Source organism: Fibrobacter sp. UWOV1 (genome assembly GCF_900142495.1).
In the GTDB taxonomy this organism is placed as follows: Bacteria; Fibrobacterota; Fibrobacteria; order Fibrobacterales; family Fibrobacteraceae; genus Fibrobacter.
The window spans coordinates 1-10,387 of the sequence record NZ_FRBA01000024.1; the positions used below are offsets into that span (position 1 = coordinate 1).

Genomic DNA, 10,387 nt, shown 5'->3' on the forward strand with positions numbered 1-10,387 from the left:
CGCTCTTGATTCTGTGTCAGGGCCATGCCCACATTGGGATCGTCGCAATGGTAGCAGACATTCACGGTTTTGCTGTCTTCGAGTTGTTGCAGCAGACTATTTTCGCTAACTTTCCCGACTTTTCCAATGATGCTAGAAGTCACGTAGCGGTTCGCTCCACGACTGAGTTGTGCGGGGATGCTTTCGAACAGTTTCGACATGTTCCCTGACGGATCCAATTTCAGAAAATCTTCGGTGTAAAGCTTTATGATTTTACGTTTGATTGCATCGACCTTGCGCAGGTCGTTTGTTTCTAGATATTCGACGACGGCTTGTGGCATTCCGCCGACTAGCGCATAAAGCCGTAGGCCGCGCATGGTCGTCCTAAATGCGGCACCGAGCGGCAACTTCCTTTCGAAGAACTTGCTCAACGTGGGTATGGTCACTTCGTCGTTCATTGCCCAGCGGAATTCCTCGAAATCCATGGGGTACATTTGTAGTCGGTCTTCTTCGCTGGGAATGGTGATACTTTCCGTGTTTTTCTTGATGCTGATAAGCGACCCCGTTTCGATGTAGTCGTAGCGTCCGTCTGCGACCAGGTACTTTATGGCCTGCCGCGCGTTGGGGCATTTTTGGACTTCGTCGAAGATGATTACTGAATTGCGAGATTTCAGTGACTTGTGGAAAATCGCCTGTAGTCGCAGGAAAATGAAGTCCAGGTCCATGAGGTCGTCGAACAGGGATTTGACTTCTTCGGAGGCCTTATTGAAGTCGATAAGGATGTATGTTTCGTACTCCCTAATGGCGAATTCTTCGACAATGGTGGATTTCCCGATTCGGCGGGCTCCTTCAATAAGTAAGGCAGTCCGACCCTTGCTTTCGGACTTCCATTCAAGCATTTTTGCGTATATTTTGCGTTTAAATGTAAATTTCGGCATATTTTATCCCCCGAACATGTCTAAATATACATAATTTTTTCTTTTCCCGCAAATTTATTTTGAACAAAACAGCCCTTTCCCGCAAATTTTTACATAAAAAATTGACATTCCCCGTAAATTTATAATCCAGCAGTTTACGGCTGATTCGGGGCCGGAATAGCCCGACAGAGTCCCGACTTCTTTTGCTCATTTGAGCATTAATATATATAAATTGAACGCCGCCGTCAATAGCCGGAAGGGACAATTTGTGTGAAAATAAACTAAATTTGGGTTATAGAATTTCGAGGTCTTTGGAGGTCTTCTGTGAAGATTTTTACATTGCGTCATTCTTGGCCTGCCATTCTCGAAGCGAAGCGTAGGGTATCCATACTTCTTGCCATGGCTCTTGTCTTTGCTGTATTTACTGCGTGCGACAGCGGTTCCAGCAGTACTGACCCTGACCCGGTAGCGGAAGTTTCGTCCTCTAGTGGCGATGATGCAATCTCCTCGAGTTCCGTTACGGACAAAGGAACCTCTTCCGGAGGAAGTTCGGTTTCGTCTTCGTCGAAGAACAGTTCTTCTTCTGCGAAATCCAGTTCGTCTACGGATTCCAAGAGCAGTGGCGGTGAATCCAGTCCCGCCTCGTCCAGCGTTAAGTCGAGCAGCTCGGGGACTTCGTCAAGTTCTGTTTGGACTAAGCCTTGTTCTAGTGAAGGCTCAATTCTAGACAGGACCGATCGAGAATCTGGCAAAAAATTGGAATATATCTGTAAAGATGGCTTCTATGTTCTGTATGTTCGTTCCAGTTCCTCGTCCGTGCCCACCAGCAGCTATTTCAACATGGACAGCCTTTATAACAGCAAGTATTCGTATGGGGAATTTGTTGACCCGCGTGATGGGCAAAAGTACAGGATTTTAGACACGAAATTCGGTTACGATGGCTTTGAAAATATGACCGTATTCGCGACCAACCTTAACTATGGAAAACAAATCCCGTTAAATACGACGGTGTTTGACGACAATGCTCCCGAAAAGTATTGCTACGATGACGACCCGTGGTACTGCGATAACGGGTTTGGCGGGCTGTACAGCTGGAGCGAGGCGATGGGGCTTCCGAAGGCCTGCGACAGCGTGTGGACGGGAACGACTCCCGCCTGCCCGGACTCGATATTCCCGGGCCGAGAATACGACCATGAATGGGATCGTTTGAAGGTTCAGGGAATCTGTCCGGAAGGGTGGCACGTGATGAATAGGCAAGAATGGGGCGCCTTGAAGGGGGCAAGTGAAGATGATTATGGTTTTGTGTCGAAAGTAAATGGCGGGAGCAACAGCCAAGGATTCTCGGCCTTGTATGGGGGAATTGCTTTGGCCATAACAGGGGAATACCAATATATTAGAGTTTATGGACGTTACCGATTACCGTTTGAATCATCTGCCACTAACGTAACTTCGATATCGTTGGGCTCAGCTGCGCGGGGTATAAGTAGAGTCGATTTAAAAATGAATTCTGACAAGCCGAACGGCCTGTCTGTCCGTTGCGTGAAAAACCGCTAATTATAACAAGATCTTAAACAGATTAACAAGGCTTTTGCAATAAAAGCCAATTGGGTCTATATGTCCAAGTCTATAAAGAATAACAAGAAGAATTCTACCCGTAAGAGCTATAAAATCGAGTCCTTAGAACCTCGTTTGATGGTGGATGCTTAACCCCACCCCAAAATCAACCACCCCGTGACCCAACACGCCGACATCTCAAGAAAAATGCTATAAAAATGCGCTTTTACAAAGAATTCGGCATTTTTCTTCCAAAAATACAAAACAGAATTGAACAAAAATACAAAACAAAACTTGACAATTTTACAAAACAAATTGTCTTAATTGGCAACCTTAGTGACCAACTATTTTTTTGGGGGAGGGACTAGAATTTCTTCCGCACATCCGCTGCAGAAAGCCAGCCGCCTTGTTCGGCGGATCGTTCGCCCTCGGCAAGAGCATTCTGAAGTTTCATTTCTGACTGAAGAAAATAGGCATATTCCTTTTCGAAAGCCACTTTCTGCTTCGGGTCCGCCATAATCCTATCGAAAGTCGATGTAGATTTTATCATCATACCTCAAATCTATTTTCAGATTATCCTATTGTTAAGAGATTGATTTTATCATGAAAAAAATCTTGCATTTGTGCGGGCAAATATGTATGTTGAATGACATGAACAAGATTGAAAATGCCGCCACATGGTCAAAAGAACGCTTCGATGCGGAACTCGAAAAAGGCTACAGCGATATGCTGAACGGCCGCACCACGCCCTGGAATGACATATACGCAAAACTTTCCAAAGCCATCTCCGAAATCAAAAACGGAGCACCTGTAGCCGATGCAGAAGAATTCATCAAGGGATTGATGAATTCCTAGCAAAAATCCATCATAGGGGAGGCATCCCCTTCACTTACTAAAATCAAAGAAAGCTGCGGGATCCGTTCCGAAGATTTCGCCGAGCTTTACCGCCATCTTGCGGGATACCGCCCTACGTCCGTTTTCCATGGCGCAGAGGTTCTGGACCTGAATTCCAAGTTTCTCGGCGAGGGTGACCTGCGACCAGTTGCGCAAATCGCGATTCGCGACAATCATTTCGCCGGGAGTGGAATCCAGATTCTTGAACCAATCAGACTCCTCGAAGGGAATGGAATCCTCGTTCTTGCAGACCGCGACGTTTTCGGGCTTGTAGGTATCCTTCAAGAACCTGACAAGCGGAGCAGGGATGTGCTTCGCACGAATTTCAATACGGGGCTTTTTCACGACTGCCAACATAGTATACCTCAATATTTATTGACCCATTCTCGCATGTCCAGCAAGCGACCCTGTTCATGGTTACATTGTACATAGTTGAACATAATCAATTTTTGATTATCTGTCAATAGAGTTGAACATTAACAAACAAAAAAAGCCTTTTTTTATAAAAAAGGAGTTAGAATTTATGGGATATAACAAAAGTATGCAAGGCGAACGAAGCAAAATCAAACTTGTTTGATTTTATTTCTGAGCCGCCGCCACGGACGCCGAAGGCGTCAAAAGTCGGCTTTTCTAGTCGAACGTGGCTTGTAGACGGAAATCCGCTACCAGTGCCTGTCAAGATTTAATATACAAAATTAGCGGAAGGAAAACAATATTTGGGGAGGAACTCAGTTTGATGCGCCATTCGGGGTCTTAGGGGCAGAGCCCTTAGGAGTAGGGGTGGGGAGCAACGAAGTGCGAGCCAGGGGGAGGCGTCCCCCCATTAATCGTCAAACGTCTTCGTAATGTCCTTTGCACGAAAGGATATCGATGAACTCACCATTGATACGATAGATTAGTCGATTTGCGTCATCAATTCTGCGGCTCCAGAATCCGCTAAGGTTGCCCTTCAATGCTTCGGGTTTTCCGATGCCTTCAAAATTGCTGCGTTCAATGTCTTTTAGCAATTGGTTGACTCTTTTCAGGGTCTTTTTGTCTTGGAGTTGCCAATAAAGATAATCTTGCCAGGCAGTTTCGGAAAAAGCGATTTTAGCCATTCTCCATCGCCTCCAGTTCTTCCATTGTCTTCACAATCCCCTTCCCGGCGTTGAGCTGTTCGATGCCTTTCTTGAGGGCTTCGATGTCGCTTGCGTTGTAGCGGGGGGAGGGCTCGCGGACTTCAAAGGGGATGCGGCGCTCGTTGATGACATTTTTCACGAACATGTAAATGGCGGCAGAAGTGGACAGCCCAACATTGCTGCAGAACTTGTCAAAGCTTTCTTTGTCCTTGCTGTCGATGCGTGCGGATATCGTTGCCTGTGCCATATAATGCTCCTTTGTTACCTTACAAATATACATTTATTGACTGCAAAAAGCAATAATTTTTAATAAGAATACTGCAATTTTATTCAACATTCTGCAATTTGCATAAAATTGCATTAAACATTGACGCTAAAAACCCCGGCCATCGTTACGAGAGGTCGGGGCTTTTAAATGCGGGGGAGGCTGCGCACGGTTTAAGATGCGCGAGAACTCATTCCCCGACTTGCAATTTCAGGGTCTTTCCGGCGGGGTTGCGGACGACGTAGACGCCGCTCCCGAAGCCGGCGGTCGTGAGTCCGGCCTTGAGGTCCGTGAGCGTTGCGCCGGCATTCAGGCGGATGTTCCCGAGCTCGGAGCCCATCAGGTCGAATACCCTGTAGCTGCCCGCAGCCCTCGCGAAAGCATTTGCCATGCCCGCTGCTCCGGCGGCGATTTTCGGCACGATGCCCGTGGTTCCGTTGCGGATGTCCTCAGCGCTGCCTTCGCTTTCGCCAAAGGCAATCCAGTCGAGGTTCACGTAGTCGCTTGTCACCATCACCTTGAGCACGTGCTCGCCCTCGGTGAGTTCCTTGGTGGTCGTTCCCTTGAAGGTGCCGTAGGAGTCGAAATCTCCGGTGCCCGTGAGTGCGAGCGTGTCGGTAATCGGCTCGTCGTCCATGAACAGGCGCACGCCGGTGTTGTCCATGCCGCTTGCGTAGCTGAGCTCGAAGGGGAGCTTCCCGCCGGCCTGCACGTTCACGGTGTATTCCAGCCATTCGCCCTTCTGCGTGTAGCCCACGGCAAATCCGTCGCCGTTCTTCACGATGTCCACGCGGTCTTCGCGGTATTCGCCGCCCTGGTTCTTGGTATCCATATCGTAGTAGGCCTTGCCGGCACCGCCCACGTCGTAGTTCTCGAAGTCGATGAAGTTGGCCGTGCCCTCGACCTTCGCGCCCACAACCGGCAAATTGCATTTTGCCTCGGGGTCGTTGAGTTTCGCCTTGCAGAACGGCCCCTGAGGAACTGCGGTCTTGCTGTCTTCAAATTCCCAGTAATCGGCTTCGAAATCACCTGCGAACATGAAGAATACATCATGCTTGCCAACTGCACCTTCGGCAGGCACGGTCACCAGACCGTCCTTACTGAATTCAGCCTTGGCAACCACGGGGCCATCCACCTTGTCCAGGCGAACCGTAACGGAGGATGCCCTCTTAACGCTCAAAACGGAAGCCGAGAAGGATTCTGCGCCGGCGTCACCGAATTCCACGCCGCTAATCTTGGTGTACTTGCCTTCGGTAAGGTTGGTGAGAACCGTATTGCCGGCAGCACCGCTCTTACGGACCCTCACTTCTTCGCCCCACGACATGGTTTCCGCTTCCACGCGCTTGTACGGGTCAAAATCTTCCAGCTGGGCCACACCATTATCCGGCCACCAGTCAATCTTCTGGATGGTTCCGTCGGCATTATACTTCATCTCGGCAACGCCAACAGAACGGCGTTCCTTGTGCTGGAACTTAAGGCCCATTTTATCGGATTTCTGGTGCCAAAGCTGGTAATGATGGCCAAAAACGTATGATTTCCCCTTGTAATCCACAATTCCCGGGTGGTTTCCATTACTGCGGGAGGAATGAGGCATAATGTCGCCCTTGTAGGTCCAGGGGCCCGTGGGGGAGTCGCTCATGGCGTAACCGATGCCTTCGGCACAGCAGGTGGAAGCAAAAGCCATATAGTAATGTTTATCGTGCTTGTAGAGCCAAGGGCCTTCCTGGTAATCCTTGATCTTGGGGTAGGTAACAATATTGCCGGAAGTACTGATCATGTCTTCGTTAAGCTTGATCATATAGAGGTCGGGATTTCCCCAGTACAAATAGGCCTGGCCGTCATCATCCACCCATACGGTGGGGTCGATGTCGTTCCAATGTTGCCGCTGCCAAACCAAGGCCTTGTTCAGAGGTTCCTTGAAGGGGCCGTAGGGACTATCTGCCACCAGGACAGAAATTCCGTTACCATGAATGGGGACGTACATGTACCATTTGCCATTGCGAAACACAACCTGCTCGGCCCAAGCGCCATTGGTCTTAGTACTCCACTGGATATCGTTCAGGGAGGCCACAGCCCCGTGGCTAGTCCAGTTGACCATGTCTGTAGACGTGTGTAACAGCCAGTCGTACATGACGAACCCTTCGGCATTGTCCTCGTCGTGGGTCGTGTACAGGTAAACCGTATCCCCATGGACATAGGGCGCCGGGTCACACGTGTAGTTGGTTGTAATGATTGGTTGCTGGGCAAAGGCCATTCCAGCCAAGGCCAATACGGAAGAAACTAATAAGATATTTTTCATCTTAATCTCCAAACATTTTTTACACCAGAGATAAAGATATATCGAAAAAAGCCCCGCGGAATACCACGGGGTTAATTTGTCATTGACATTTTTTCAAAAGGGGGGGGAGGCAGCCCCCTGCTTGCAGCCCCGGCTTATGCGCATGGCCTTCGCGATGTTGTTACCCGCTCAAGGAGCGACCGATCGGCTTTACAGCCTCTCTCTCGCAATCGCCCTCGCTTAACGCTTGGGGCTTATTGCTCACAGACGGAAAATTCCGTGGCTCGTTCGCTTGCTAACAACATTCGCTTCGGCTTGCACGTCATTGCGAGGAGCAAAGCGACGAAGCAATCCATAGCCGTGGCTTCCAGCACCCCCTCGAACGGGCGCTCAATCGCCGCGCCCGTAACGCCCTGGGCTACAAATGCCCACGGCTCCAGAAATATGCTCGTCTCACTCTTACACGACCGTTCGACTCGCGTCTCACTCTCGCTACAGCCCCAGCTTAACGCATGTGGCTTTAAGCTCACATGGCCTCGGGCTTCGCCCGACGAATGTTCGCTCGACGACTTATCTTCTTCCGCCTTAGGGCATTCATCTCCGGTTGTCTTGCCGCACTTGATGCGGCACCTCCTTTCGCCGTCGATTTAGTGCAGGCGCGGTTCAAGAGCTTCAAGAGTGAAACTTTTACGATTTTTCTTATTCTTGTTGTTTTTTTTTGTTGTTGGACATAGAAGAACTCCTAAGATTCCACCCCTCAGCGGAATCTTTATTTTTTTTGTTAAACTTTTTTTGATTTTAAGCCTAGAGAAGGCTGTGGGAATTAATAGTCCTTAACGCAGCGAACGGAAGCGCCGTACCTTTTTTGATTACCCCATGCCAAATAAGCATCATCAGAATACACAGCTCCACCTCTACATGTAGCAGCATCCACGGCTTCATATTCTGTAGGAAAATCAAATAGTGATCCATATCCAAGGTTTTTGAACACAACCAATTTATTTCCATCCATTCTATTCAAACGATAGCCTGTTGCAATTAGGCTCATTCCGGTAAGATTTCTTCCTCCGACCAACGAAAAGGAAATTTCTGATTTTATAGTATTTGATCGTTCAATTTCACTTACGCCAACGTCTGAAGCATAAGATGCCGCAAGCAATTCCCTTTCGGTCATTACATGCCAGCCACTCGGGCAAATACCTTGATGGAAACCGTCTCCATCAGTGTCAATCAAATCGGCACAATTTTTACTGTTACATTCATACGGCAAAGCCATCATTTCAGCCCACTGGTACAAGCCGCCCCACCAGTCATTGCAATACTCAATGCTGTCGTTATAGCAGTATATTTCAACCTTTGTGTCGTCTTCTTGCTCTTCTGTACCAGCGACCATCTTTTCATGATATTTAAGATTCTGGGCAAATACAGTAAAAGCTAGATGGACACTATCGGGGCCATACTTGTTATCAATATTAATTGTTGCGTACTTTGTTCCGTCACGAGTATCCGTAAATTCGCCATAGCTCATATTATAGTGCAACGGACTCGGCAAAGAGTCATAGCCCCGGCTGCTGCTGCTCTTGGGTGTGGAACTAGAAGAAGGCGGAATATAGAGAGTCCATACGCCATTAACACATTCAGCATACTCCCCTCCAATAATTTTTTGCACTCCATCTTTGGGACACGGACCACCCATAACTGCCTTCGCACTCGAGGAAGATTTAGCAGAACCACTTGAGTTCACGCTGCTGCTAGATTCATCCTTCTTACTAGACGAGGACTGGAGGTCCCCAGACGAGCTGGGAACGACAGAGGAAGAAGATTTCACAACACTGCTGCTAGAGCCATCTTTTTTTGTAGAAGAAGAAGACTGTTTGCCGTCGCTAGAAGTAGGCTTAACGGAAGAGCTTGATTCCTTCGCATTCTTCTCGCTAGAAGAAGACTTGCCCTTATCGGCGCTCTTTTGCGAACTCGAGGAATTCTTGGAAACTTCACCGCTACTAGAGCTGGTATCGTCGCAGTCATCGTTCTGTTCCTCGCACTGGCGGGGTTCCGGCGAAACAGAAGAAGAGGATTCATCGCCACATGCTGCGAGCAGGGCTAGGAGAATGGAAAATGTCAAGAAGATGGATTGCTTCGTTACACTCTCAATGACGTTTTTCATAAGACCTCCAATAACCTCAAAAATCTACACCCCAAATTTAGTTTATTTTCACACAAATTGTCCCCTCCGGCTATTGACAGGTGCTTTCAATTTATATATATTAGTGTTCAAATGAGCAAAAGAAGTCGGGGCTCTGTCGGGCTATTCCGGCTCCGAATCAGCCATAAACTGCTGGATTATAAATTTACGGGGAATGTCATTTTTTTATGTAAAAATTTGCGGGAAAAGGTGGTTTTACTCAAAATAAATTTGTGGGGAAAGAAAAATTTATGTATATTTAGACATGTTCGGGGGATAAAATATGCCGAAATTTACATTTAAACGCAAAATTTACGCAAAAATGCTTGAATGGAAGTCCGAAAGCAAGGGACGGACAGCCTTACTTATTGAAGGAGCCCGCCGAATCGGGAAATCCACCATTGTCGAAGAATTCGCCATTAGGGAGTACGAAACATACATCCTTATCGACTTCAATAAGGCCTCCGAAGAAGTCAAATCCTTGTTCGACGACCTCATGGACTTGGACTTCATTTTCCTGCGACTACAGGCGATTTTCCACAAGTCACTGAAATCTCGCAATTCAGTAATCATCTTCGACGAAGTCCAAAAATGCCCCAACGCGCGGCAGGCCATAAAGTACCTGGTCGCAGACGGACGCTACGACTACATCGAAACGGGTTCGCTCATCAGCATCAAGAAAAACACGGAAAGTATCACCATTCCCAGCGAAGAAGACCGACTACAAATGTACCCCATGGATTTCGAGGAATTCCGTTGGGCAATGAATGACGAAGTGACCATACCCACGTTGAGCAAGTTCTTCGAAAGGAAGTTGCCGCTCGGTGCCGCATTCAGGACGACCATGCGCGGCCTACGGCTTTATGCGCTAGTCGGCGGAATGCCACAAGCCGTCGTCGAATATTTAGAAACAAACGACCTGCGCAAGGTCGATGCTATCAAACGTAAAATCATAAAGCTTTACACCGAAGATTTTTTGAAATTGGACCCGTCAGGGAACGTGTCAAAACTGTTTGAAAGCATTCCCGCACAACTCAGTCGTGGAGCGAACCGCTACGTGACATCTAGCATCATTGGAAAAGTCGGAAAAGCTGGAGAAAACAGCCTGCTGCAACAACTCGAAGACAGCAAAACCGTGAATGTCTGCTACCATTGCGACGATCCCAATGTGGGCATGGCCCTGACACAGAATCAAGAGCG

10 protein-coding genes are annotated in these 10,387 nt (G+C 48.1%); 3 read left to right on the top strand and 7 right to left on the bottom strand.

The window, feature by feature from the left end:
* A partial coding sequence (locus BUC02_RS15425; protein ID WP_073324069.1) for an ATP-binding protein occupies positions 1-878 on the bottom strand: 878 nt, incomplete at its 3' end.
* 342 nt (positions 879-1,220) lie between these two features.
* On the opposite strand from BUC02_RS15425, the gene BUC02_RS15435 reads away from it, so the two are divergent.
* Positions 1,221-2,450 carry an FISUMP domain-containing protein gene (locus BUC02_RS15435; protein ID WP_139261257.1) on the top strand — a complete coding sequence of 410 codons (1,230 nt, stop codon included), beginning with the start codon at positions 1,221-1,223 and terminating at the stop codon, positions 2,448-2,450.
* 364 nt (positions 2,451-2,814) lie between these two features.
* On the opposite strand, the gene BUC02_RS16015 is transcribed toward BUC02_RS15435, so the two are convergent.
* A complete protein-coding gene (locus BUC02_RS16015; RefSeq protein WP_139261260.1) occupies positions 2,815-3,003 on the bottom strand; it encodes a hypothetical protein in 189 nt (62 codons plus the stop codon).
* A gap of 98 nt (positions 3,004-3,101) precedes the next feature.
* Between BUC02_RS16015 and BUC02_RS15440 the strand changes: the two genes are divergently transcribed.
* Positions 3,102-3,305, top strand: a complete 204-nt coding sequence (locus tag BUC02_RS15440; RefSeq protein ID WP_139261263.1) for a hypothetical protein — start codon at positions 3,102-3,104, stop codon at positions 3,303-3,305.
* Between the two features lie 30 nt (positions 3,306-3,335).
* Here the strand turns inward: BUC02_RS15440 and BUC02_RS15445 are convergent, their stop codons facing one another.
* From BUC02_RS15445 to BUC02_RS15755, 5 genes are all read right to left on the bottom strand, one after another.
* Complete coding sequence (locus BUC02_RS15445) at positions 3,336-3,701, bottom strand: helix-turn-helix domain-containing protein (protein WP_072812061.1); 366 nt, start codon at positions 3,699-3,701, stop codon at positions 3,336-3,338.
* 473 nt (positions 3,702-4,174) lie between these two features.
* Positions 4,175-4,441, bottom strand: a complete 267-nt coding sequence (locus tag BUC02_RS15450; protein WP_073324077.1) for a Txe/YoeB family addiction module toxin — start codon at positions 4,439-4,441, stop codon at positions 4,175-4,177.
* On the bottom strand, positions 4,434-4,709 hold the full coding sequence (locus BUC02_RS15455; protein WP_073324079.1) for a type II toxin-antitoxin system RelB/DinJ family antitoxin: 276 nt from the start codon (positions 4,707-4,709) through the stop codon (positions 4,434-4,436). Before BUC02_RS15455 ends, BUC02_RS15450 begins: the two co-directional genes overlap by 8 nt.
* 208 nt (positions 4,710-4,917) lie before the next feature.
* On the bottom strand, positions 4,918-7,026 hold the full coding sequence (locus BUC02_RS15460) for a family 43 glycosylhydrolase (RefSeq protein ID WP_073324081.1): 2,109 nt from the start codon (positions 7,024-7,026) through the stop codon (positions 4,918-4,920).
* 802 nt (positions 7,027-7,828) lie between these two features.
* Entirely contained in the window at positions 7,829-9,169 is a 1,341-nt protein-coding gene (locus tag BUC02_RS15755) for an FISUMP domain-containing protein (RefSeq protein ID WP_083564640.1), read from the bottom strand.
* Positions 9,170-9,470: 301 nt separating this feature from the next.
* On the opposite strand from BUC02_RS15755, the gene BUC02_RS15480 reads away from it, so the two are divergent.
* The coding region (locus BUC02_RS15480) for an ATP-binding protein (protein WP_073324089.1) at positions 9,471-10,387 on the top strand (917 nt) is incomplete at its 3' end.